16 protein-coding genes are annotated in these 24,472 nt (G+C 66.7%); 14 read left to right on the top strand and 2 right to left on the bottom strand.

The genetic code is table 11. From position 1 onward, the window contains the following. Positions 1-9: 9 nt before the first annotated feature. Complete coding sequence (locus QQS38_RS17595; RefSeq protein WP_479646643.1) at positions 10-2,409, bottom strand: TonB-dependent receptor; 2,400 nt, start codon at positions 2,407-2,409, stop codon at positions 10-12. A gap of 3 nt (positions 2,410-2,412) precedes the next feature. Further along, positions 2,413-2,640 (bottom strand): hypothetical protein, encoded by a 228-nt coding sequence (locus tag QQS38_RS17600; RefSeq protein WP_479646644.1) that lies wholly within the window; start codon positions 2,638-2,640, stop codon positions 2,413-2,415. Positions 2,641-3,157: 517 nt separating this feature from the next. Between QQS38_RS17600 and QQS38_RS17605 the strand changes: the two genes are divergently transcribed. From QQS38_RS17605 to QQS38_RS17670, 14 genes are all read left to right on the top strand, one after another. Further along, a complete protein-coding gene (locus tag QQS38_RS17605) occupies positions 3,158-4,885 on the top strand; it encodes a methanol/ethanol family PQQ-dependent dehydrogenase (RefSeq protein WP_479646645.1) in 1,728 nt (575 codons plus the stop codon). A 100-nt stretch (positions 4,886-4,985) separates the two neighbouring features. After that, the gene (locus QQS38_RS17610) at positions 4,986-6,275 is read left to right on the top strand and encodes a c-type cytochrome (RefSeq protein WP_479646646.1); all 1,290 of its coding nucleotides are present in this window, start codon (positions 4,986-4,988) and stop codon (positions 6,273-6,275) included. A gap of 206 nt (positions 6,276-6,481) precedes the next feature. Beyond that, on the top strand, positions 6,482-8,008 hold the full coding sequence (gene exaC, locus QQS38_RS17615; RefSeq protein ID WP_479646647.1) for an acetaldehyde dehydrogenase ExaC: 1,527 nt from the start codon (positions 6,482-6,484) through the stop codon (positions 8,006-8,008). 575 nt (positions 8,009-8,583) lie between these two features. After that, positions 8,584-9,777, top strand: coding sequence for a non-hydrolyzing UDP-N-acetylglucosamine 2-epimerase (gene wecB, locus QQS38_RS17620; RefSeq protein ID WP_479646648.1), 1,194 nt, complete (start codon positions 8,584-8,586; stop codon positions 9,775-9,777). Positions 9,778-9,912: 135 nt separating this feature from the next. After that, positions 9,913-12,135, top strand: coding sequence for a cellulose synthase (locus tag QQS38_RS17625; protein WP_479646649.1), 2,223 nt, complete (start codon positions 9,913-9,915; stop codon positions 12,133-12,135). After that, entirely contained in the window at positions 12,132-14,324 is a 2,193-nt protein-coding gene (locus QQS38_RS17630) for a glycosyl transferase family protein (protein WP_479646650.1), read from the top strand. Before QQS38_RS17625 ends, QQS38_RS17630 begins: the two co-directional genes overlap by 4 nt. Beyond that, positions 14,321-16,930 carry an NfrA family protein gene (locus QQS38_RS17635; protein ID WP_479646651.1) on the top strand — a complete coding sequence of 870 codons (2,610 nt, stop codon included), beginning with the start codon at positions 14,321-14,323 and terminating at the stop codon, positions 16,928-16,930. The genes QQS38_RS17630 and QQS38_RS17635 overlap by 4 nt, the downstream gene beginning before the upstream one ends. Positions 16,931-17,046: 116 nt before the next feature. Then, positions 17,047-17,775, top strand: a complete 729-nt coding sequence (locus QQS38_RS17640; protein WP_479646652.1) for a hypothetical protein — start codon at positions 17,047-17,049, stop codon at positions 17,773-17,775. A gap of 76 nt (positions 17,776-17,851) precedes the next feature. Further along, positions 17,852-18,868, top strand: coding sequence for an alginate O-acetyltransferase AlgX-related protein (locus QQS38_RS17645; protein ID WP_479646653.1), 1,017 nt, complete (start codon positions 17,852-17,854; stop codon positions 18,866-18,868). Continuing rightward, a complete protein-coding gene (locus QQS38_RS17650) occupies positions 18,865-20,046 on the top strand; it encodes an alginate O-acetyltransferase AlgX-related protein (protein WP_479646654.1) in 1,182 nt (393 codons plus the stop codon). The genes QQS38_RS17645 and QQS38_RS17650 overlap by 4 nt, the downstream gene beginning before the upstream one ends. A gap of 12 nt (positions 20,047-20,058) precedes the next feature. Then, complete coding sequence (locus QQS38_RS17655) at positions 20,059-21,684, top strand: MBOAT family O-acyltransferase (RefSeq protein WP_479646655.1); 1,626 nt, start codon at positions 20,059-20,061, stop codon at positions 21,682-21,684. Positions 21,685-21,712: 28 nt separating this feature from the next. Continuing rightward, entirely contained in the window at positions 21,713-21,994 is a 282-nt protein-coding gene (locus QQS38_RS17660; protein ID WP_479646656.1) for an acyl carrier protein, read from the top strand. A 9-nt stretch (positions 21,995-22,003) separates the two neighbouring features. Next, entirely contained in the window at positions 22,004-23,503 is a 1,500-nt protein-coding gene (locus QQS38_RS17665; protein ID WP_479646657.1) for an AMP-binding protein, read from the top strand. Next, the gene (locus tag QQS38_RS17670; protein WP_479646658.1) at positions 23,493-24,392 is read left to right on the top strand and encodes an alpha-amylase family protein; all 900 of its coding nucleotides are present in this window, start codon (positions 23,493-23,495) and stop codon (positions 24,390-24,392) included. The genes QQS38_RS17665 and QQS38_RS17670 overlap by 11 nt, the downstream gene beginning before the upstream one ends. Positions 24,393-24,472: the final 80 nt, after the last annotated feature.

Raw genomic sequence — 24,472 nt, forward strand, 5'->3', positions numbered from 1 at the left:
CGCACCGCCTCAATCCCACGCATAACGCACCCCCATCCACGCGCCCCTGGGCGCGCCCGGCCCGACGAATGCTTCGTTCACGGGCGCCGAGCCGTCGAAGGTGTGATTCGGGCCGTTGAAGAAGTTTTGTCCGAGCGCGCCGAAGCTCGCATAACGCTTGTTCAGCAAGTTCGATATCGTCGCGAACACCTGCAAGCGCTTCGTGATGCGGTAGGCCGTATCGACGTCGATCAGGACATAGCCGGCGATCTTGCCGTTCGGGTCGGCGTTGTTCTCGTCGCCTTGGGCGTACACGCTGCCGCGATAGGTCGCGTTGGCGCCGATCGTCCACTTCGGCGTGGCGGCGTAGTCCAGCCGCAGCTTGACCGTGTGCGCGGGAATCCCCGGGATCTTGTCGCCGGAGTGCACGGCGATGTTGCCGTTGGCATCGGCGCTCGCGTTGCTCGGGCTGCTGGCGACCCAGCTCGAGCGGTAGGTCGCGTCGATGTAGCTGTAGCTCGCGGCGATGCCGACCGGCCCGAACCGCGAGCGCCCCGAAAGCTCGATGCCTTGGCGGCGCGTCTTGCCCACGTTCTGAAAGTACCCTTGGGCGGTGGCGGGGGCGCTGATGAACTGGATGTCGTCGACGAGCGTCGTGCGGTACAGCGCGGCGCTCCAACTCGTCGCGGCGCCGATCTTGCCGCGCGCCCCGGCCTCGTACGTCTTCGAGACGACGGCGGCCAGGGCCGGATCGGCGACGAACGCGTTGGGCAGCGAACAAGGCGCGCTCGGATCGGCACAGGCCAGTTCGATCGCGGTGGGGGTGCGCATGCCTTCGTTGTAGGTGGCGTAGGCCGTGAGGCTGCGCGCCGGGTGCCAGGTCACGCCGATCGCCGGATTCAAGCGCGAGAACACATGGCTGCCGTCGAGCAGCGGCTGTTTGCCGCTCTCGTCGCCGATATTTTTCTTGGCCCAGTCGTAGCGGCCCGAGAGCGTCAGCGACCATTGCTTCGTGAGCGAGAGCGTGTCTTGCAGATACGAGGCGAGATTGGCGTCGCGGGTTTTCGCATTGACGCGCTGAGCGTAGCTGCCGATCCCGATCGCTGCACGCGTGGGCGTGAAAACGGCGCCCTGCGACGCCGACGTGTAGTGCGAGTTCGCGAAATCCGCGGCAATGCCCGCCACGAGTTGATTGTCCATGCCGCCGAGCTTGCCGAGCAACGTCAGTTGCAGGCTTGCGCCATAGCTGTCGGTCGCGACGGTGGAGTCGACGTTCGTGGCTTGCAGTGCGTCGATCGAGCCGTCGGGCAGCGTCTCGCCGAAATTCGCGTTGTTGTTGCTGCTGATGTTTCTGTTGACGAAGCGGCGATAGTAAGCCGTGCCGCTCAGCCGGAGCGCGTCGTTGACATCGTGCTCGCCCGATAGCGTCACATAGCCGGCGTGGTTCAGGTTTTGATCGGGGAAGGTATAGGGTTGGCGCGGGTCGCCGAGAAACGAGCGCGGGATCGTCTGCATTCCGAGCAGGTCGTTGTCGATGCCGCCGGCTGACAGCGCGAGCGTCGTGTCGGCGCTGGTGTAGCGCAGTTTGCCGAAGGCCTGACGCACGCGGCTCGCGTTCTTTTGCGCCCAGCCGTTGTCGTTCGCGGCGTTGCCGGTCACGAAGTAGTCCAGATGGTCGCCGAGCCTGCCGCCCTGCTGCACTTCGGCGGTTTTGCGGCCCCACGAGCCGCCCGTGATTTCCGCCTCGCCGCCGGGGTAGTCCTTGCCGTTCTTCGTGGTGATCGCGAGCGCGCCGCCGAGCGTGTTCAAGCCGAAGGTCGGGTTCGAACCGGGCATCAGCTCGATGGTGTCGATCGCCGCTTGCGGGACCAAGTCCCAGTTGACGACATCGCCGAACGGCTCGTTGATGCGCACGCCATCGAGGAAGACCGACAAGCCCTGCGGCGCGCCAAGCAGCGCGGAGGCGGTGAAGCCCCGGTAGTCGAGGGCGACCTGATAGGGGTTGCCCTGCGCCTCGTTGATGCTCACGCTCGGCAGGTTCTTTTCGAAGAAATCGGTGAGCGTGCTGCGATGTTGCGCGTCGAGTTGCTCGGCGCGCACGATCTGCACGTTGGCCGCCACCTGCGCGAGCGGCAAGCCGACGCCAATGAGCGGCGTCGTGCCGACCACGACGATCGGCGCAAGCGTGACGCTCGGGTTCGTGGCCCCGTTCGAGTTCGTTGCGTTCGACGCGTTCGACGGGTTCGACGAGTCTCGGGCGGCAGGGCTACTCGGCGCGATGACGCGCTGGGTTTGCGCTTTGGCCGGACACGTCAACGCCAATCCTAGCAACGCAGCCGTCGCAAGACGCCCTGCTGCGCGCTTGTCGCGTTGCAGCGGACGCGCGCGATGCGCGCAAGCCGTAGACGAAGAACCACGAGCGGGCATCATGCGTTACGCCGCCCGTACGCCCATCGTGACGCCGCTTTGTCCCGGGGGGAACACATGCCACGCGCCGTCGTCGTGGCGGAAGAAATACAGCGCGGTCGTGCCGCGCGGCCCGTCCACCTCAACGCGCACGCGATGCTTGCCCTGCGAGCCGGCGGCGCAGCGCTCGACGCGGATCGAGGCCTCGGGCGCAGGCGCGAGCCACTTGTCCACCACCATCCGCAACCGTCTCATGATGTCCTCCCAGCGCCGCGTCTCATGGACCGGCAATGCCGCCGGCGTCGCACACTTTAACGCGAGAACCATGCCAATGGGTCGCAGTCGCGAGGGCAATGTCGGCCCGAGTATGGCGCCGCTCGATTGCGGCGGAGGCCATGGCGCGACCTCAGCGCGAGGTGTGCGCTTGGGTGTTTCGTTTCGCGACACCCCTGAGTGGGACTTGTTTCAGATTGGAACGCATCGCCGCGTCCTCCTGTCGCGTGCGATGACGCTTCGATGCATGTGCACAAGTGCGCAAGTCGCTTGGGCTAACGATCTCGGCGCGATGGCATATGACTTGCATCAACGAGGACCGCGGCGAATGTTCGCAGATCGAGCGTCATGACTCGTGCGATTCGCGCCGCGATAAATCGACCAACCAAGCCTTGCATGAGAGCGGCCCGAGTGCGTTGCACGGGGTCGCAGCTCGATCCGATGCACGAGTTGCGACCGATTGGCGAAGCAACGACTTGCGCCGACACAGGAGACATACATGAAGAGACGTTCAGTTTCGGCCTGGAGCCGCGCGGCACTCGCCGCCGCGGCCATCGCGGCCGTCGGCCTCACGTCGCAGCCTTCGATCGCGGCTGCGGACTATGATGCAGTGACCTTCGACCGGTTAGCAGGCGCGCAGAACGATCCCGGTTGGCTGACTTATTACCGCACCTACAGCGGCCAGTCGCATTCGCCGGCCAAGCAGATCGATCCGTCCAACGTGCGCAAGCTCGGCATCGCTTGGAGCTACAAATTCCCCGCAGAACTGCAGCAAGGCTTCGAAGCGACGCCGATCGTCAATGGCCGGTACTTGTTCGTTAGCACTCCTAAAGACAACGTCTACGCGTTCGATGTGATCACGGGCAAGGCGCTTTGGAAGTTCGAACCCAAGCTGGGTCCAGAGGCGTTCAAGAATGCTTGCTGCGACGTGGTCAATCGGGGTGTCGCGCTCTACGGCAAGAACGTCTATATCGCCATGCTCGATGGCGAGGTGGTCGCGCTCGACGCGCAATCGGGCGCCGTGGCCTGGAAGAAGCGCATGTTCGATCCCGGCACCGGCTATGCGTTCTCGCTCGCGCCGCTCGCGATCGACGGCGCGATCGTGGTCGGCAACTCCGGCGGCGAATACGGCGCGCGCGGATTCATCGCCGCGCTCGATCCGGACAACGGCAACGTCCTGTGGAAGCGCGTGACGATCCCCTCGCAGAAGGAGAAAGGCGCGGAGACCTGGCCCGACGGCATGCAAGAACACGGCGGCGGCGCGTCCTGGCTGACCGGCACTTACGATCCGGCGTCCAAGACGCTGTACTGGGGCGTGGGCAATCCGGGGCCGTGGCTCGCTTCGCTGCGTCCGGGCGACAACCTGTACAGCGATTCGCTGCTCGCGCTCGACCCGAAGACGGGCGATATCAAGTGGCATTACCAGTACACGCGTAACGACACCTGGGACTACGACGGCGTCAATACCCCGATCCTCGCCAACATTCAGTACGGCGGCAAGGATTACGACGCGATCATCCATGCGGACCGCAACGGCTTCTTCCACGCCATCGATCGCACGACGGGCAAGCTCATCTATGCGAACGCATTCGTGAAGGCCACCTCGGTCACCGGCTATACGAGCGAGGGCGAGCCGATCCAGGACAAGTCGAAGTACCCGACCGTGGGCACGACGATCGATACCTGCCCGAGCTTCCTCGGCGGGAAGAACTGGTGGTCGGTTTCGTACGATCCCGAGCGGCACCTTGCGTTCGTGCCGTCGTTGCATGCCTGCATGAGCTTGTCGGGTAAATCCGTGAGCTACATGGAAGGCTTGCCGTATCTCGGCGAAGGCTTCGAGATCAAGCCCGAGCCGGGCAGTCACGGCTACGGCGAATTGCAAGCGATCGACGTGAACACGGGCAAGAAAGTGTGGAGCCACTGGAGCAAGATGCCGTGGAACGGCGGCGTGGCCAGCACGGCGAGCGGCCTTGCGTTCAGCGGCGGGCTCGACGGCCACCTCTATGCGTTCGATGCGGCGACGGGCAAGGTGCTCTGGAAGAGCCCGCAACTGGCAAGCGGCATCATCGCGCAGCCGGCCGTCTTCGAAGCGGATGGGCAAGAGTATGTCGCCGTGCTCGCCGGCTACGGCGGCGCGAACCCGATCTGGGGCGGCCCGATGGCGAAGGTCGCCGACAAGGTACCGCGCGGCGGCACGCTCTACGTCTTCGCCCTGCATCACGGCTGATCGGTCACTTCATTACCGCGCTCAACCGCTAGGCTCATGCCGCGACCGCCTGCCAGGCACGGCGGTCGCCTGCGGCGCGGCGCTTTTCGAAAGCACCATCATGAACACGCAATTCAATTTTGGCGCGGCCGCCGTATCGGTCGCCGCGGCTCTCGCCTTCTTTTCCACGAGCGCGGCTGCATCCACGGTCCGCATTTGCACCTTCAAGGGCAGCCCGTCCGTGGCGCTCGACAAGCGCGTTGCGACGGAGACCTTCAAAGCGGCCGGCATCGACAGCACGTTCGTTCAGGTCGGCGATGCAGGCGGCGATGACGACGGCGTCTCGCTCAAGGAACTGCACGCAACGCTCGGCCGCGACTGCGATGTGATCGCGGGCTTTCCGCGCTCACATGCCGCCGATGCCTCGGACGGCAAAATGTTGTTCTCGCGTGGTTATTTGAACGCGAGCTACGTCAGCGTCGGCGCGGCCTCGGGCGCAGCCGAAAAGCTCGCGCCGGGCGAGACGGTAGCGGCAACCTACGGCAGCCCGTCGCAATTGATCGCCGTGCAAGAGCAGCACGTGCGCTTCGTTCTCGAGAGCACACCCGAGCGAACCGTGGACGCCGTGGCAAGCGGCCGCGCGGGCCGCGCAATCGTTTGGTATCCGGCGGTGGTCGCATACGAGCAGGCGCATGCGGGCCGCCAATTCGATGTGCGCAAGACCCATTCGCCTTATTCCGACTGGCAGCTCGTTTTCGCCTTCAAAGCAGGGGCGAACGGCCTGCAGCGCAAGGTCGACACGGCGCTCGACGCGATGCAAGCCGATGGGCGTCTTGCCGAGCTGACGCGAGCCTGGGTGACGCCCGCCGCAATACAAGAGGCGCGAGGCAGGACGGCGGCTTTCGCTTATCTCGATGGTCCCGTGCCCGGCGCGCGCACCGGCCTGCTGCGCGCGGCGCGCGACTCGGCTCGCCTGCGCGGATATATCGTCAAAGTGTCGGATGCGGCCGCACCCGCGGCCACGACCGCCGCGGCCCCTTCGTTCGACCGGGCGCAGGTTGCGCACGGCAAGCGTTTGTATGCGGCGAACTGCGCCAAGTGCCACGGCGCCGATATGCAAGGGGTGACCGCGCCGGCGCTGAGCGGTGCGGCATTCGCGCCCGCAAATAATGCCCACCTGACGATCGGCGGCATCTATAACTATATGGCGACCAACATGCCGGCCGACCGCCCCGGCAAGCTCAAGGACAGCGAATACGCCGACCTGATGGCGTTTTTGCTGAATGTGAACGGGTATCCGTCGGGCGGTAGCAAGCTGACGGCGGACGCCGCGCGGGCCTCGACCACGCCGCTGAACGCCGGCCCGCAGAGCGCCGCGCAAGGGGCGCTGGCTTCGGCATCGGTGAAGTGAGCGCGGCGCGTTCGACGACTGTCCCAAATTGCGACAGTCGTCGAGCGAGCGAGGCAGAACTGTTCGAAATTGAAGCAGGGCGGAGCCGACCGGCGAAGCGGTTCTCATGGTGCGCACCGAGTCTTTCAATTGGCATGCTTGTTGCCTGATAGGGCGGCCGCTTCGGCGCCGCGAATTTTCGAATACATGATCGAAGGAGACACGCAATGGACCTGTTTGACCTGAAACAGCTCGGTTTGGACGTCGAGTACCCGTATCGCAAGCAATACGACAATTTCATCGGCGGCAAATGGGTGCCTCCTGTCGCGGGCGAGTATTTCGAAAACGTTTCGCCGATCAACGGCAAGCCGTTCTGCCGGATCCCCCGTTCGAGCGCAGCCGATGTCGAAGCTGCTATCGACGCCGCCCATGCGGCGCGCCGCAAGTGGGCCAAGACTTCGACCACCGAGCGCTCCAACGCGCTGCTCGCGGTGGCCGATCGCATGGAAAAGAACTTGAAGCTGCTCGCGGTGGCCGAGACGATCGACAACGGCAAGCCGCTGCGCGAAACGATGGCCGCCGACCTGCCGCTCGCCGTCGATCACTTCCGCTATTTCGCGGGCTGCATCCGCGCGCAGGAAGGCGCGATCTCGGAGATCGACGACAACACGGTCGCCTACCATTTCCACGAGCCGATGGGCGTGGTCGGCCAGATCATCCCGTGGAATTTCCCGCTGTTGATGGCGGCGTGGAAGCTCGCCCCCGCGCTCGCGGCCGGCTGCTGCGTCGTGATGAAGCCGGCCGAGCAAACGCCCGCGTCGGTGCTCGTGCTGATGGAGTTGATCGGCGACTTGTTCCCGCCGGGCGTCGTCAACATCGTCAACGGCTTCGGCAAGGAAGCGGGCGAGGCGCTCGCAACGAGCAAGCGCATCGCAAAGATCGCGTTCACGGGATCGACGCCGGTCGGCAAGCACATTCTGCGCGCCGCAGCGGAGAATCTGATTCCTTCGACGGTCGAGTTGGGCGGCAAGAGCCCGAACATCTTCTTCGCCGATGTCTTGGATCAGGACGACGCGTTCCTCGACAAGGCCTTGGAAGGGCTTGCGATGTTCGCGCTCAATCAGGGCGAAGTCTGCACGTGTCCCTCGCGCGTGCTGATTCAAGAGTCGATCTATGACCGCTTCATCGAAAAAGCCATCGCGCGCGTGGGCCAGATCAAGGCAGGGCACCCGCTCGACATGCAGACGATGATCGGCGCTCAAGCTTCACAACAGCAGCTCGACAAGATTCTCTCGTACATCGACATCGGCCGCGGCGAAGGCGCGCAATGCTTGACCGGCGGTGCGCGCACGGCGCCGGCGCCCGATCTGGGCACGGGCTTCTACGTTCAGCCGACGATGCTGCTCGGCAACAACAAGATGCGCGTGTTCCAAGAAGAAATCTTCGGGCCGGTGGCGTCGGTGATGACGTTCAAGGACGAGCAAGAAGCGATCGAACTGGCCAACGACACGTTCTACGGACTCGGCGCGGGCGTGTGGACGCGCAACGGAACGCGCGCGTACCGCATGGGTCGCGAGATCGAAGCGGGCCGCGTCTGGACCAACTGCTACCACCTGTATCCTGCGCATGCCGCGTTCGGCGGGTACAAGCAGTCGGGCATCGGCCGCGAAACGCATAAGAAGGCGCTCGAGAACTATCAGCAGACGAAGTGCCTGCTCGTGAGCTACCAAGCGGAAGCGCTCGGGTTCTTCTAAGCGCTCGACGTGAGCGCTTGAACGGTTGCGGCTCGCGCAAGGCGGGCCGCAACCGGCGACGATGCATCCGGTTCACCCGCTTCACCTGTTTCATCCCCTGCAGTTGCTTCACCCGCTTCACCGCGACGGTTACGCCCAGGCGTAGTCCGTCGCGGGCGAGAGCGGCGCCAATGTTCGTCTTTCCCCGCCTTCCCCTTTTCGACTGCCGCAATGCGCGCGATCGCGCCGCGCGTTTCAATCATTTCAAACATTCATAGCGCTGCCGAATTCCAATGGATTAATCGAAGCTGCGAAATCGTTTGCCCCGCCCGACGCTATGCGTCTTAACGTTTGTTTGGCTATGGGGTTAACGATTGTTTGCAAGCCGGTTCTCGAAAATTCGGAAAATTCCCCCTCGGCGCGAATGCAAGCTGTGATCTGAGCCGCGCCCGACTTGGCGCCGATTCTCGCGCGCCGGTAATCGTCAGTTTCAGCGGGTGATCGCATTTGCACGCCATGCGCACGACGCATCGGCTGCGAACGCGGTCGTCATTCGGCGGCGCATAAAGCATTGAACGGATCGGGGAATATCAACAATGGCAACAAAAATCATGTCCGTTTTCGGCACACGTCCCGAAGCGATCAAAATGGCGCCGGTCATCAAGGCGCTCGATAAAACGCCGGGACTCGAGTCGATCGTCTGCGTGAGTGGCCAGCACCGCTCGATGCTCGAGCAAGTGCTCGAACTGTTCGATATTCGTCCGCGTTACGACCTTGCCTTGATGACGGCCAATCAAACGCTCAACGGTCTTGCTTCGCGTCTCATCTTCGCGTTCGACGACATCCTCGCGCAGGAACGGCCCGATCGCGTGCTCGTGCACGGCGACACGACCACCGCCTGCGCCGCGGCGTTGGCCGCGTTTCATCGCCGCATTCCGGTCGGCCACGTCGAAGCGGGTTTGCGCACGGGCGACATGTCGAGCCCGTGGCCCGAGGAAATGAACCGTCGCGTCGTCGATGCGATCGGCGATCTCCTGTTCGCGCCGACGCAAAGCGCCAAGGCGAACCTGATGACCGAGTCGCTCGCCGGGCGCATCTTCGTGACGGGCAACACCGTCATCGATGCGCTCTACATGGCGGCGGCGAGCATCGACGCCGACCCCGAGCTGCGCCGGCGGCTGGACGCCCGTTTGCCCGAACTGAACGAGGCGGTGCCGATCGTGCTCGTCACCGGGCATCGCAGGGAAAGCTTCGGCGAAGGCTTCGCCTCGATTTGCGCGGCGCTCGACACGCTCGCTCGCAGCGGCGAAGTTCAAATCGTCTATCCGATTCACTTGAACCCGAACGTGCGCGGCCCCGCCCACGCCCGCATCGGCGCGACGCCCAACCTGCATTTGATCGAACCGCTCGACTATCTCGGCTTCGTGCGGCTCATGCAGCGGGCTGCCATCGTGTTGACCGATTCGGGCGGCGTGCAGGAGGAAGCCCCCGCGCTCGGCAAGCCCGTGCTCGTCATGCGCGAGGTCACCGAGCGGCCCGAAGCGCTCGAAGCAGGGGCCGTGCGACTCGTCGGCACGCATGCCGACACGATCGTTCAAGGCGTGCGCGCCTTGCTGGGCGGGTGCGGCAACGGGGCTTCCCTGGGCCAGCCGATCAGCCCCTACGGCGACGGCCACGCGGCCGAGCGCATCGCCGCCGCCGTCGCGGGCCGTCCATTCATCGAGTTCGCGAGCTTCACGCGGCCCTACGCGACGCCCACCGAGGCCTTGGAGCACGCCATGCCGCTCTAGTGCGCTTACCGCCGCACCGCTGCGTCGCCGGCCGTGGGCGCCATCGACGCGCCGGACGGCCCATCGAAGCGATCCGCGATGCTGTGGATCGTCCCGGTCTTCTTCCGAGCATTCATAGAACCGAACCAAACTATCGTGACCTCCGATCCTTTCGCGCGCACCGCCGTGCGCCTTCGCCTGGCGCTTGCCGCCGCGCCCTTACTGATTCTTGCTCATGGCGTGTGTGCCGCCACGAGCGATGCGTCGGCGAGCGGCATTGCAGACGCGTTTCGTCATCTGAGCGAGCATCGCGTGACGACGCGCAGCGTCACGCTCTCCGACCTGGGCGTGCGCGAGCCGCTCGTCCTGTCGGCGCCCGACGCCCGCCACGAGCTGTATCTGCCGGTTCCTGCCGGTGTGCCGATCGAGGACGCGACGCTGCAGTTGGACGGCGGTTTCCTGCACGCCGACGGCGGACGCGAAACGCTGGTCGTTTCGCTCGACGGCGCGCCGGTGCTCGCGCGCAGCTTCACGCAAGCGCAAGGCGATGCCCAAGCGAGCATCGGCGTGGACGGGGCGCCGCGGCCGAGCGGCTTCGTGCGCGTCGGCCTGCAATGGGCCTCGGTCATCGACGATCGGCTCTGCACGGACCAAACGGCCATCGGCAACGTGTTACGCGTCGCGCCCGGCTCGCGGCTCTCCTATCGCTTCGATCCCGAGGCCGTCACCGACGTCCGTACGGCATGGAGCGCCTTGCCGCTCGCGCCCATCGTCGCGATCTCGGGGCGGCATGTTGGCGAAGCAGCCTTCGATACCGCCTGGCGCGTGCAAGCGCTGATGGAGCGCGAAGGGCGCGCGCCCGTCGTGCGCGCGTGGCCCGCGATGGGTCAGACCGTGCAACTGGACGCGGCCGACGTGCCGCCCGCGTTGCGCGCGGTCCCGGCGTTCGCCGCGCTTGCTTCGGGCAGCGGCATCGAGCTTTCCGACGAGGCGACGGTGGGCGCGCTCCTGACGCTCGCATCGCACCGCGCCTTCGCGCCCGATATGGTGATCGCCGACGACGCACTGCGCGGCCAAACGCGCGCGGCGCTCGACGCGTTGCGCACGCAGATCGCGGCGGTCTCGCCCGCCGGCGCAGTGGCGTTCGATGCTTGGCGCGCACGGGTGTTTGCGCCCATCGAGAAGCCGCTAGCGGCCGGCGAGATTCGCGTCGCGCATTTGCCGGGGCAAGCGGCCATCGTCGTCGGCGATTCGAGCGCCGCGCAAGCGCTCGCGCGCGACTGGCGCGCCGTCGGGCTCGCCGATCGCTACGTCGTGCATCGTCTCGACGACGCGCTCGCGCCCGACGCCGATCGCATCGCGCTGTCCGCGCTAGGCGGCGAGCCGCGCACGCTCGACGTGCTCGGTCGCGCCATCTGGGACGCGAGCTTCGACCTGTCCGCCGTCGCCGGCAGCGGCAAGCTTCCCGATGAAGTCGTGCTCGACCTTGCCGCCGCGCCGACGCCGCACCATGACGGCGACATCGCCTCCGTGTATTTCAACGGCGTGCTGATCGGCTCGAAACTGCTGCGCGAGGACGGCAAGCCCGGCACGATCGTCGCGCACGTGCCGCGCTTCGCGCTGGCGCCGACCAACGTGCTGCGCGTCGTGTTCCAGCGCCGCCCCGACGGCGGCTGCGAGGCGCGCTCGCAAGGCTACCCGGTGGCCGTGCTGCCGACGAGTCATCTGACGCTCGCGCGCGCCGCCGTGGAAGACGATTTCATCGGCATGCTGCCGCGCTTTGCGACGGCAGCGAGCGTGTTCGTGCCCGCAGCCTATCTCGACGATGCCACCGAGTCGCTGCCACGGCTCGCGCGCTTGGCCAACGCCGCCGGGCTCGCGCCGTCGCGCGCCGCGCTCGCGGTCGTGAAAGACGGCGCGGTGGCCGCGCCGACGGGCCCGTTCCTCGCCGCCGACTTAGCGCTGCAGCAAGAGGATGCCCGCGCACGATGGTCCGCCGATCGTCTCAAGCTCGTCGACGCATCGGGGCGCGTCTATGCCGATGTCTCGGGTTTGTCCAAGCTTGCCGTGATCGACGTCGCGCAATCGAACGGCGCCACCGGCATCGCCTATCGCTCGCTGGGCCGCGAGGCGCCGCAACTGCCCGCCGCCTTGCGCCTCGTGCGCGGGGACGTTGCGCTCGTCGCCTCGAACGGGGTGGCGCGGTTGTTCGATTCGCGTCATCCGGGCGAGGTCGTCACCGATAGCACACGCGCCGATGTCTTCTCGCGTCGTTTGCCATGGCTCGTCGCCGCGGGCATCGTCGCTTTCCTGATCGCGCTCGTCGCGATCGCGGGCATCGAGCGCCGCCGCCATCGGGCGAAGGACGGCGAGCGATGAGCCTCGTCGCGCTGCAGTGGTACGGCGGCTATGCCATGAGCCGCTATTTCACGATGCTCGAGGTGCTCTCGGCCGTGGTCGCGGTCGTCATCTTCGCGTCGAGCCTCGACGATTTGTTCGTCGATCTCTGGTATTGGTCGCGCGAGATCTACCGGCACTTCACCGTGAAACGGCGCTACCGCGCGCTGACCGTCGAACAACTGCATGTGCGCGAAGAGCAGCCGATCGCGATCATGGTGCCCGCTTGGCTCGAATACGACGTGATCGGGGCGATGCTCGAAGACATGGTGCGCGTGCTCGACTACCGCCGCTATGTCGTCTTCGTCGGCACGTATCGCAACGACGCGCGCACGATCGAGCAAGTCGAGCGCATGCGGCGCCGCTACCGGCAGTTGCGGCGCGTCGAGGTGCCGCACGACGGTCCCACCTGCAAGGCCGATTGCTTGAACTGGGTCATCCAGGCGATTTTCAAGCACGAGCAGGAAAGCGGCATCGAGTTCGCGGGCGTCGTGCTGCACGACAGCGAGGACGTGCTGCATCCGCTCGAGCTGAAGTTCTTCAATTACCTGCTGCCGCGCAAGGACATGATTCAACTGCCCGTCGCCTCGCTCGAGCGCCATTGGTTCGAACTCGTCGCGGGCACGTATATGGACGAATTCGCCGAATGGCATGCGAAGGATCTCGTCGTGCGCGAGAGCCTCGCGGGCGCGGTGCCGTCGGCCGGGGTGGGCACGTGCTTTTCGCGCCGCGCATTGCTCGCTTTGATCGCGCAGACGAACAATCAACCGTTCAACACCGAGAGCCTGACCGAAGACTACGACGTCGGCACGCGCCTGGCCAAGCTCGGCATGCAGTCGATCTTCGCGCGCTTTCCGGTCACCTTCGCCGCGCGCCGCAAGACCTGGTTCGGCTTTGGCCCCGTGCGCGAATTCACGTTGTCGATGCCGCTTTGCGTGCGCGAGTTCTTCCCCGACACGCTGCGCACGGCGTATCGGCAACGCGCCCGCTGGACGCTCGGCATCGGCCTGCAAGGTTGGCGCCAAACCGGGTTCTCGGGTTCGCTCGCCAATCGCTATCTGTTGCTGCGCGACCGCAAGGGCACGGTGACGGCGATCGTCGGCATGCTCGCTTATGTTCTCGTCGCCCAATTCCTGTTGTTCGCGCTGGCCGATGCCCTTGGCATGGCGCCGCCGTTCGCCGCCTCGGCGCTCGCCGATGCCGCCTGGTTTCGCGCATTGCTGTGGTTCAACGCGTGCGCGTTGGCGCTGCGCGCCGTGCAGCGCATGTACTTCGTGACGCGCCTATATGGCTGGGAACACGGCTTGTTGTCGGCACCGCGCATGGTGATCGCCAACTTCATCAATTTTCTGGCCGTGGCGCGCGCGTGGCGCTTGTTCGTCGTGCATATGGCGACCGGTAAGCGGCTCGCATGGGACAAGACGATGCACGATTTTCCGTCCGCCGATGGCTTGGTCGATCGGCGGCAGCGCTTGGGGGAGCTCTTGGTCTCTTGGCAGGCCATCGATGCGCAGAAGCTGCGCAGCGCACTCGATGAGGCGCACGCACGCGAAGCGCCGCTGGGCCGAGTGCTGATGGCCAAGGGCTGGCTCGATGACGAAACGCTTGCCGAAGCCATCGCATTTCAGGCCGAGTTGGAACGCGGGAGGCTCGATGCCGATGCGCTCGAGCGCCATCGTGGGCAATTGCCGCTCGACACGATCATTCGCTTTCGGGTGCTGCCGCAGGGCTTCGATACGGCAGGGCGCGCGGTGGTGCTGACGGCGAGCCCGCTCGGCGACGCGTTGCTCGCGCAGCTTCAGGCGCACATTGGCGCGAGCGTGGAGCAGAGGATCGTGCGCGAGGGCGAGATCGCATTCGGGCTCAGGCGGTTGCGCGGGGGCTTGGACGATGCGCCGCGAGCACAGGTGCGAACGCAAACGCCCGAGCAAACGCAGCCACGACCGCAAGCAGCGGCGATGCACAGCATACCGCTCATCGGTGACTTGCTCATCGAGCGCGGGTTCGTGCGCCGGCAAGCGTTCGAAGCGGCCCTGACCGAATACCATCCCGACCGGCACGGCCGTATCGGCGATTTCATGGTCGCGCGCGGCGTCGTTTCGCGTGAAGCGATCGAGGTTGTCATCGACGAGCAGCGCCGTCTAAGCAGCTTGCAAGGGGCGGGCTCATGAGCCGCGACACGAACGTTCATCAAGCCGTGGCGGCCGCGGCGCGCACGACGCCAACCGCGAAATCGCCCCACTATCGCGTTCCGCGCCTGCGGCGCATGGCGCGGGCTTGCCTGGTCTATCTCGCCTTCGCTGCAGCGGCCGGGCACGCGAGCGAGCGTGACATCGACCCGCCGGCGCTTGGCGGCGCGGCCTATCGCGTGGCGCAGCAAGCCTACGCCACGTTCGAACGACACGACTATCGACAGGCCGAAGGGCTCGCGCGAGAGGCGATCCGTCAGCGCACCGACGTGCTCGAGTTGCGGCTGCTCCTCGCCAATACGCTGGCGGCCCAGCGTCGCTATGGCGCCGCGAGCGCCGCGCTACGTCAGGCGATCGGGGATCTGGGGCCGCGCCGTCCGTTGGTCGAACGCCGAGCGCAAATCGACGCGGTCGGCTCGGCTGCCAAGCGGCTCGCACAGCGGCCGAGCGCGTTGAGCGCACCGGGCGACGCGCTAACGGGCGAGGCATTCGAAGCCGCGCAGCGGGCGTATCGCGCCTACGGCGAGAAGCGCTATGCCGGCGCCGTGCAAGAGACGCAGCGCGCGATCGCGGCGCGGCCCGACGTGCTGCGTTTGCGTTTGTTGCTGATCGATTCGGCGAGCGCGGCCGGCAACGACGCGCTCGCATGGCGGGCCGATGTCGAAGCGGTGCAACGTTTCGGCGACAGCGATGACCTCAGGCTGCGACGCACCTTCATCGGCAATGGCATGGCGCCGAAGGCTTCGCACCGTGCCTTCGCCGCACGCCAAGGCGCTCGCTTGAGGGAGGCGAGCGCTGCGGCGCGTGAAGCGGTGGCCTACGCACCCGACAACATCGACTATCGCGTCGCATTGTTCGACGCTTTGATGGCGGCTCGCGATTGGGACGGCCTCGAGCAAGCCGCCAGCGACGCTATCGCTTACGACGATACGGAAGTGCTGCCCTTCGTCTTTCGCGCCTTCGCGCGCGCCGAGCAGCAACGTCTCGCCCCCGCCGACGCCGATCTGGACGCGGCCTTGCACCGCGAAGACGCCACTCGCTCGACACGGAACAGCGCGCGCGCGATTGCGGCCGATATATGGATGGCGCAAGGGCGAGCGCAGTATGCGCTCGATCGGCTCTCGGCTATGCCACCGCTTGGCGACGACACCGATGCGCTCGTCGCAGAGCGGCTTGGCCGCGCGCGCCGGCTCGTGGGCAATGCAAGCCCGGTGCCGACGTTGAGTGCAGTGCAGCCCATCGCCGACTGCGTGGACGATCCCGATTTCGGCGCGAGTTGCGACGTATGGCCCGCCGATCCCGCGTTTGCTTCGGGCCGTGCGCGCGATCTCGCGAGCGAGCGGGGCGATAAGCGCGGGGCCATCCGTTACGCGCGCGAAGCGGTGGCGGCCGCGCCCGAGAATGCGCAGCACCGCGCGGCATTGATCAACGCGCTCGAAGGCGCGGGGCAGACGCGTGAGGCCAACCATGAAGCGCGCAGGCTGATCGATGACGGCTTGCTCGACTCGCTGCCTGTGCTGGAAGCAGGCTACGTCGCGCGCGAAGCCGGCGACGATGCGCGCGCGTTGACCGCGTTCGAGCACGCCGACGCGCAGGGCAAGCTCGCCGGGCTCTCGCTCGCCGACGCCGGCTATGCCGCGGCGGCGGCGGATCGAGACGCGCAGTCGGCACGCTACTTCGAGCGCGCGATCGGCGCGCTCGCTCCAGCGGCGGCTCCAACTGTCGTTTCCGAGCGTTCGAGCGCCGCCGATAAGGATCGACCCGTTCGCCGCCAGGACGAGCACCGGCGAAAAGCCGCTTCGGCGCAGGCCGAGGGGGCGCAGGAACTCGAAGGCCTGCGGGCGGCGCATTCCGAGGCGACGCGCAAATGGGGCTTCGACGTCTCGCTCGACTACCGCGGCGCGGGACTGCAGTCGGGCTATCCGAGCACGCCGACGGCTACCGCGAGCAACAACTGGCAAGCGGGTGCGCAGGTGTACTGGCGTCCGCTCGGCAGCCTCGGCGATCGCATGTTGGAGTTGTACGCACGCGGCTATGAGGGCTTCGGCGTGTCGGGCGGCGGGGCGAGCGGCGCAAGCTCGCTCGAGGCCGCGTTCGGTGTGCGCGGCAAGCCGTTCTCGAGCGTCGACGCCATCGCCGCCTTCGAACGGATCGTGCCGATCGGCTCGCAGGCGCAGGGCGATTGGCTCGCGCGGCTCGCCTACTCGGCCGGGGTGGGCACCGAACGGCGCGTGGATGTGCCGTCGTGGTGGACCTTATCGGCCTACGCCGAAGCAGGCCGCTATCTGGCGCACGGATCGAACTACGCGACGGCGCTCGTCGAAGCGGGGCGCAGCTACCGAATCGACCGCGTGAGCCCGCGCTTGACGGTCTTTCCTTACGCCGTGCTCGGCGCCGATTACGACACGAGCGTCGATCGCAGCGTGCCGGTGGGCGCGGGCGTGGGCGTGACCGTGCACTACGGATTTCGCGACGGCAAGTACGACACCTTGCGCTCGTCGGTCCAGCTTTCGGTCCAGTACCGCTGGAAGGTGACCGGCGACGACCGCGCGCGCGGCGCCTTTTGCAGCGCGGTGTTTGCTTATTGAAGGCGGCAGATACGAGCCTGGCCGCTCGTTTTCCAATGATTCGAACCAAGAACGTGATGCTAGCGATGACGAACCGAAACGAAACTCGAACCCCAGCCTCGGAACAGAAGCGGAGCATGGGAATCCGCCATGCGCGCGAATTCGCTCTGACCGCCGTGACCGCCCTGACCGTCATGATGGCCGCCGCACCCCTTTCGGCTAGCGCGGCCGCCGACGATGTCGCGAGCTTATACGGCCCCCAACCGCCGGCGGACGCGACGTACTTGCGCGTGGTCAACCTTTCGACGCGCGCCGCGAAAGTTGCGCTGCCGGGTGGTGCACGCCCGATCGAACTCGCGCCGGGCGCGGCGACGGGGCTCGGCGTCGTGCGGCCCGGCACGACGCTCGGTGTCGAAGTGGACGGCGCGATCGCCGCGCAAGACGCCGCCGCCGCGCGCGCGGCGGGCAGCGACACCGCCGGATCGACGATCACCGTGGCGATCGAGCGCGACGGCGCGCGCGGCTGGCGAGCGCGATCCATCGCCGCGCCAGCGGCCACCGCCGACGCCTTGCGCGCGCAGCTACGGCTGTTCAATTTCGTCGATGGATGCGATGGGAAAGTCGCGCTCGAGCGCCATGCCGACACGGTCGTCTTCGATCGCGTCGCGCCGGCGCACGCAGCGGCGCGCTCGATCAACCCGGTCGCCGCGACCCTGGTCGCCGTTTGCGGCGACGCCGTTTCCGCACCGTTCGCACTCCCGCGTCTGGCTGCCGGCCGCAGCTACACGTTGATCCTGTCCGGCACTGCCGCGCGGCCGGTGCTGGGCGGCGTGCCCGACACGCTCGAATGGCCGGGCGGCCACTGAGGCGAGCGGGACTCGCGCGGTTCCCGCCCACGACGATGGCGCTCTTTTTGAACTCCACCCACAAGAATATTTGCCGATGAGACCCACCTACTTCGCTCACGATCCGGGCGCCGCCATCTGCGCGCGCCGCCGCCGCTTGTTGTTGGCTTTGGCCGCCGCGCCGCTGGCCGCCGGTTTGACGTTCACGCCTCGCATGGCACGCGCGGCGCAGGGCGTGGTCGAGGGCCGCGACCGCTGGTTGTTCCCCGCTTGGGAAAGCTGGACGGCCGACGATACGCCAGCGTGCCTGACCGTGGTCGACTTGATCGGCAAGGCCGTGGGCAAGCTCAGCGCACGCGGCGTGCGTTGCACGATGGTGGTCGCGCCGTTGAAGGCGCGCGCCGCCGCCGACAAGTTGCCCGACGACACCGCGCTTTCTACGAGCGTCGCGCAGCGCTACGCGGCGATCCTTGCGCATGCGCGGGACGCGCGGCTCGATTTCGTCGACGCGGCGGCCGCGCTCGCGCACGTCGATACGCGCGAGGACAGCACCTATATTCGCGCCGACTACCATTGGTCCGCGCATACGGCCGAAGCGGCGGCCGATGCGACGGCGCGGCATCTAGCGGCTGCCGGGCCGCTGCCCGGCGAGCAGGGCGAGCCGAGGGAGCTGGGCGAATGGACCGAAGAGATGGACTATGGCGACCTCGCGGCGCTGCTGCCGCCCGATCGCAAGCGGGCCATCGGTAAAGACCGTTTCATCGTACGCGAGGAGACCGACGGCGCGGGCTTGCTGGCCGATGCCGCGCCCGTGGTGCAGGTGGTCGGCAACAGCATGGTGCAGCCGTACCTCGGCTTTACTCAGCGGCTCTCGCATGCGCTCGCGCGTCCGGTCGGACTGACCTGGAAATTCGGCGATACGGGGCCGTGGAAGACGCTGCTCGATTACCTCGAATCCCCCGCGTTCGCGCAGCAAAAACCGCAGGCGATCGTCTGGCAGTTCAACGAAGGGCAGATGGCTTACGGTCCGAGCGCCTCGGGTCAGTGGGACGCTTCGTCGATCATGGCCGAAGCCGCTTGGTTCGATCGTATCGATAAGGCGCTGGCGCAATGAGCGAGACCGTTGCCGAACGCCACGGCCGCCTCGGGGCTGGCTCGCCGCGCATGGCAGAGTCCGAGCGCGCACATCGCCCGATGGCCGCTTGTGTGTTGGCCTTGCTCGCCGGCGCGTTCGCGCTCGGCATCGCCTCGCTCGTCGCGCGCACGAAGGCCGATCCGGCGTCCACGCTCGGCGATGCCGCGGCATGGCGCAGCGGCGAGGCGATGCGCCGCATCGATCGCGCCATCGACGTGCCGTACGCCGCCGCGCTGCGCCGCGCGAGCGCTGCGCTGCGCTACCGTGTGCTCGGCGATCTAGGGCCGCAAGTGCGTGAGGGCTGCCGCGGCTGGTTGTTCTACGCCGATGGCCTGCAGCCTGCGCCGTCGGTAGCCGAGACGATCCCTGTGACCGAGGCGATGCGCGCACACGTCGCTACCCTGCATCGCTACGCCGACGCCTTGCGCCGCGACGGCATCGCGCTCGTCGTCGCGACCGTCCCTGACAAAGCGCGCGTCGAGACGCAGGCGCTCTGCGGCTTGCGCCAGGAGGCGCGCATGACCGCGCGCTGGCAGGCGTGGCGGGAGGCGCTCGCGCAAGCCGGTGTCGCGCAAGTGGACTTGCTCGGCCCGCTGACGGCCGCCCGCCCCGCCTTCTATCGCACCGACGTGCATTGGAACGGGCGCGGCGCGCAAGCGGCCGCGGACGCCGTTGCGGTCGCGGTGCAGCCGTTCCTGGGCGCACGCGGCGATACGCGATTCGCGGTCGAGCACGAATCGGGTGTGCGCGCGCGGGTGGGGGATCTGCTGCGGCTCGCCGGCCTGGCCGATGTTCCGAACGACTGGCGGCCCGCACCCGACATCGAAATGCCCGAAACGATCCGCCCCATACCCTCCGGCGGCTTGCTCGACGACACCCCGCCCGCGCGGGTGCTGCTTGCGGGCAGTTCTTTCTCGCGACGCAGCGGCTTTGCCGACCGGCTCGGCCGAGCGCTCGGTGGCGAGGTATGGAACGTGAGCGAAGACGATGGGCGCTTCGACCGCGCACTTGCGGCGATCTGGGCCAAGCGGGCGCAGTGGCCGTCCAGCGTGCGCGTCGTCATTTGGGAGATGTCGGAAGACGCGCTGTCTTCGCCTGCCTCTATCGCATCGGGTCCGTCGGTGGCGGCCTTGCCGATGTCTACCCACCGTCAGTGAGGGAATACGCCGATGCTGTTCAACTCGTTCGTCTTCCTGACGCTGTTTCTGCCGATTGCGTTGACGCTCTACTATGTGGCCGGCGCGCGTTCGCCGCGCTTGGCGGCGTTCTGGCTGTGCCTGGCCTCGCTCGCGTTCTATGGCGCATGGGCGCCGGCGTTCATCGGTTTGCTTGCGATGTCGATCGCATTCAACTACGGCATGAGCCGCGCGATCCTCGCATCCGCGCCCGGCTCGCGCAGCGCGCGCATTTGGCTGACGGCGGCGATCTGCGTCGATCTGGCCGTGCTCGTGCGCTACAAGTATTGGTCGGCGATGGCCGGCGCGTGGGTGCAATGGTGCGGGCTCTCGCAACAAGGCTGGCTCGCGCAGCACGCATCGAGCGTCGTGCTGCCGCTCGGCGTGTCCTTCTTCACGTTCACGCAGATCGGCTATCTGCTCGATTGCCGCGCGCGGATCGTCAAACAATCCGACGCACTTGGCTTCGTGCAGTTCGTGACCTTCTTTCCGCATCTGATCGCGGGACCGATTCTGCATCACAAGGAGATGATGACGCAGTTCGCGCAAGCGCAGACATACAGGCTGCGCGCGCAAAACATCTCGATCGGCGCGAGCGTGTTTGCGATGGGGCTCGCCAAGAAGCTGCTGCTGGCCGATCCGATCGCCGCCTACGCCGACGCGGGCTTCGCGGCCCCGGCGGCATTGGACGGCTGGGCTGCATGGGGCACGGCGCTCGCGTACGCGCTTCAGCTTTACTTCGATTTCTCGGGCTATTCGGACATGGCGGTGGGTCTGGCCAAACTCTTCGGCATTCGCTTTCCGCTCAATTTCAATTCGCCGTTCAAAGCAGCCAGCATCATCGACTTCTGGCAGCGCTGGCACATCACGCTCACGCGTTACCTGACCGCTTACCTCTATTACCCGCTGTCGATGCGGATCAACCGCCGCCGTGCGCAGCGGGGCCAACCGATCGGTCGTGCCGCGCAGCGCTCGCCGATGGGCTTCGCCGCCACGGTGGCCGTGCCGACGTTCTACACGATGGGCCTCGCGGGGATCTGGCACGGCGCCGGGCTGCAGTACCTCATCTACGGCGTGCTGCACGCGGTCTATCTGACCGTCAATCACGCTTGGCGCAATTGGCGCCAAGCCAACGACCGAAGTGCGGCGGTTCGGTCCCCCGGCACGCCAGCGGCGAAGGTGCGCTCGCACGCGTGGCGCGTCGCGAGCGTGCTGATCACCTTCGTTGCCGCGCTCGTCGCGTTCGTGTTCTTTCGCGCGCACGGAGTGGGCGATGCGCTTGCGATGCTCGAAGGCATGGCCGGCTTGCGCGGTTTCGCGCCGCCCGCTTGGCCGTCGATCGACGATGGCGGCGGCCTGTGGGGTGGGCTGCGGCTGGCCTTGGGCCGGAGCATGCCTGCACCGCAACTCGCGCTGCTGCTGGCGATCGCTTGGTTTGCGCCGAATTCGCACGAATGGATGGGCCGGTTCGCACCGGCGCTGGAGCGCGCCGCCGATACCGTTGCGCCGCGTTGGCGCTGGTCGCCGTCCTGGCGCTGGACGGCCACGATCGTGCTCGTTTTGCTCGTATGCGCTGCGCAATTGCATGGCGAAACGCGCTTTCTCTATTTCCAGTTTTGATCGACCTGTCTTGAAGGAGATTCGATTGATGTCAACAGAAAACGGATTGCTCGAACGCGTCCAAGCGCTCGTCGAATCAGTCGTGCTGCGTAGCATCGACGCCGATGCGCCGCTGATCGATTCGGGACTCGTCGATTCGGTGCTCGCCGTCGAGATCGTGCTGCGGGTCGAGAGCGAGTTCGGCGTGTCGGTCCCGCCGACGGAGATCGCCGAACACCTCGCGAGTGCAGCCGCGCTTGCGTCGTTCATCGCCGCTCAGGGTTCGGACCGGTCGAACGCGTCCAACCCATCGTTCCCATCGTTCAAATAGGCGGCGCAGATGCATTTCGATCTAGCGCAAGGCCGTTTCGTCCAAACCGACGTGCGTCCCGACGCACCGGCCGTCGTCGCGGCGGAGCGCACGCTCAGTTGGCGTGCGCTCGAGCAAGCCGCGCTCGCCTGGTGCGACGCGGCTCTCGTTCAAGGCATCGCGCGCGACGTGCCGGTGATCGTGCGCGGACACAAAGAAGCGGACTTCTTCGTGGCCATGACGGGCGCGTTGATGCTCGGTGCGCCGTTCGTGCCGATCGACACCGTTTATCCCGACGAGCGTATGCGGCGCATCGCGTGTGCGCTCGGCGCCTCGGTCTATTACGACGCGCGCCGAGCGAGCTTCGAACGCTTCGATTGGGCGGGCGAGTGCGAATCGGCGCCGGAACGTGCGCAACCACTCCGGGAGAAAAATCTTGCCTACGTGCTGTTCACCTCCGGCACGACGGGCGAGCCCAAGGGTGTGCAGATCGGCCGCGAAAGCGTGCAGTCGTTGGCCGAGTGGATGGCGGCCGACTTCGCGCTCGGTACGGCGCCGGTCTTTCTGAATCAGGCGCCGTTCAGCTTCGACCTCTCGATGTATGAAGTCTTCGGCACTCTGACGTCCGGCGGCGCGATCGTGATGATGTCGCGCGCGGCCTGCCTGCCGGGCGCTGCGTTCATCGGCAAGGTCGCGGACGCGCGGGTGAGCGCATGGGTCTCCACGCCGTCCTTCGCGCAGCAGCAATTACTCGATCCGCGCTTCGCACATGTCGCGCTGCCGTCGTTGAACACGTTTTTGTTCTGCGGCGAGATGCTGCCCGTTTCTCTGGCGCGGCGATTGCGCGAGCGCTTTCCCGACGCGCGCATCATCAATACCTACGGTCCGACCGAGGCCACGGTGGCGGCGACATGGATCGTCGTCGACGACGCCGTGCTGGCCACGCATCCCGAGCGCTTGCCGATCGGGTTCGCGCGGCGCGGCGGGGAAGTGTTCGTCGAAGGCGGCGAGCTGTGCATTGCCGGCCCCTATGTCATGCGCGGCTATCTGAACCGCGCCGATCTGAACGCGACGCGCATGTTCTCGCGCGCGGGCCAGCGCGCGTTTCGCACGGGCGATCTGGGCAGTGTCGATGCCGATGGACTGCTGTTTTGCCACGGCCGTATCGATGAACAAGTGAAGCTGAACGGCTATCGCATCGAGCTGGCGGAGATCGACGCGGCGCTCGCGGCGATGCCGGGCGGGGTTCATGCGGCCGCTGTGCCGTTGCGGCGCACCGACGGCACGGTGGCGCGCATCGTGGCTTTCGTCGAGACTGGCGCGAACGATCTGCGAGGCGCGCAACGTGCGTTGCCGAGCGATTGGCGCATGCGCCTGGGTGAGCGCCTGCCGCCCTACATGATTCCTTCGGAACTGATCCCTTGCCGGATGCTGCCGTTGACCGTCAACGCAAAAATCGATCGAGCGCGTTTAGCCGACGACTACCGGCATGCGCTGACGGACACGCTCGCGCGCAGCCATGGGCGATAGGGCGCCGACGCGAGCGCTCGCAAGGCGCTGGCGGCGCCGCGCGGGGGTGGCCGCTTGCACACTCGCCATGGCGGCGGGCTACTGCGCTGCCGCCACGCCAGATCGGGGCGATGCATCCGAGCTCGCCCAGGGGATCATCTGGCAGCCCGATGCCGCCCATATGAATCCGCACGGGCAATGGGACGCGCTTGGCGTGCGCGAGCTGCTCGTGCAATGGACCGCGGTGGACGACGAAGCGCTCGTGGCGGGCGCGCGCCTGCAGACGGCGCAACGGTTGCCCGACTGGAAGCGCATCGGCCGCGAGCCGTGGGCACGGGAGGTGATCGTCGGTTTGGCGGCCCGCTTCGACGAGTCGCGGGCGCGCGGCAATGCGGCGCAGCTCGTCAAGCAATCGCTCGCGCTGGCGGCGGTGAAGTGGCCGATGCATGTCGCCGGTTGGTATTTTCCGGTCGAAGTCGATCCTACCTGGCGCGATGCCGCATCGCTCGAGCCGTTGCTCGATCAGTTGCCCAAGCCGCTATGGATCAGCGTCTACGACAACTCGAACATCGGGGGCGCCGCGCTCGCGGCGTGGCTGGACCGATGGCTGCCGCGCGATGTCGGCGTGTTGTTCCAAGATGGTTGCGGCGACTACGTGCGCAAGCCGGGCGTGGCGCGAGCTTACGCGGACGCACTTGCCGAACGCCTAGGGCCCGAGCGTGTGCGAATCATTGCCGAGGCGTTTCGTGGGTTGCCGGGCGCAGGCGTGCGCGCGGCGAACGCAAGCGAATTGAAACCGCAGCTTCAGGCCTATCGCGGGTACCGCGTCTATCTGTTCGACGGGCCGCACTATGTTTCGCCGGCACTCGTGCATGCGGTCGTCGAGGGCGCAGCCAACGCTTCGCCCTAAGGGTTTTCTGACGCTCGTTTCCGTCGATCCTGATGCCCTTGTCCCCGTTGCCACTGTGTATCTTCGTTCGATTGAACAAT

The sequence above is a fragment of the Trinickia sp. Z7 genome, assembly GCF_056498045.1.